Genomic DNA, 862 nt, shown 5'->3' with positions numbered 1-862 from the left:
TTTTATAATGAAATTAAGCAAATAGGAAGGTTTATTATCTTTAATGAATACACTCGCAGAGAAATTCAGATTGAAAAGAAAAGAGTTGAGACTCTCCCAACAAACTCTTGCAGAAGGAATTTGTGAACAAAGCCAGATTAGTAAAATTGAGAGAGGGCATTTCATTCCCTCCGCAGACCTTTTGTTCAAACTCTCACAACGACTTGAAGTACCATTAGATTATTTTTTTAATGAACAAATTGAAATTAAATCTAACCTCTCTAATTTCAAGCAATTATCTGCTCGACTATTAGATAACAGAAATTATGACGATTTGGAATATATTTATAGAATAGAGATTGAACGAAGTACTTTTCTAACACTAGAAGACCGAACTTACCTTGAATGGATTAAAGCTATTATTGACTTCTATCAATATGACAGTAAGCGTGAGGCTATTTCTTCATTGGAAAATATATTATTAAAAGTCTCTTCAAATACTCTGATTTATTTAAAGGCCTTGAACACTCTATCTAACTTCTATTCCTTAGTAGGTCGTGAACAAGAATATGAGGCAAACTACTCTCATTTGATGGAGTTATATCAGACAAAAAATTTTGAGCATCAAGAGTTTTTATTTGGCTACATCAGAGTTCGTTACAACTACGCTCACTACCTAGTGTCAAAGGAAAAATATAACGAAGCCATCCAAGAAGCTCTTGAGACGATTGAACTCTGTAAACAAAGACAGACAAGCTACCAACTGGCTCCTCTACTTATTCTTGTAGGAAATGCTGGAGCCAAATTTCTAGACAGAGAACAAGTCAAAAATTATTATATAGAAGCAAGAGAGTTATGTAAGATTTATAACAATCCTTTAATG

Annotated in this window: 1 protein-coding gene; it reads left to right on the top strand. The window is 32.8% G+C overall.

Going from position 1 to position 862, the window contains the following annotated elements; genetic code table 11:
* Positions 1–43 precede the first annotated feature (43 nt).
* Positions 44–862, top strand: an 819-nt coding sequence (locus ADH54_RS09925) for a helix-turn-helix domain-containing protein (protein ID WP_049524993.1), incomplete at its 3' end; no start/stop codon positions are given.

The sequence above is a fragment of the Streptococcus pseudopneumoniae genome (assembly GCF_001072315.1).
Classification (GTDB): Bacteria; Bacillota; Bacilli; order Lactobacillales; family Streptococcaceae; genus Streptococcus; species Streptococcus pseudopneumoniae_R.
The sequence above is the reverse complement of the archived record's forward strand: the minus strand, read 5'-3'. Positions and strand labels throughout refer to the sequence as shown.